The organism is Streptomyces californicus (assembly GCF_000717645.1).
Lineage (GTDB): Bacteria > Actinomycetota > Actinomycetes > Streptomycetales > Streptomycetaceae > Streptomyces > Streptomyces californicus.
The window spans coordinates 1-246 of sequence record NZ_JNZZ01000094.1; the positions used below are offsets into that span (position 1 = coordinate 1).

Sequence of the window (246 nt, forward strand, 5' to 3'; positions counted from 1 at the left end):
AACGGCCCGCTCGGCCTCTCCGCGACCTCAACGGCCGGTGTGGACACCGGATTCAACCGTGAGCCCGGGGGCACGCTGAACTCCATGACCCGTGGGGGGAAGAACCACTACTACCTGACCGACGCCCTCGGCTCGGTGGTCGCCCTCGCCGACGAAACGGGCACGAAGGTCAACACGTACGCCTACAGCCCGCGCGGCGTCCAGCGCGCCGGTACGACCGAACAGGTCCACCAGCCGTACCGCTTC

General features: G+C 68.7%; 1 protein-coding gene. It reads left to right on the forward strand.

The genetic code is table 11. The features are described 5' to 3' along the window. The coding region (locus IF19_RS1000000138605) for a hypothetical protein (RefSeq protein ID WP_032774508.1) at positions 1-246 on the forward strand (246 nt) is incomplete at both ends.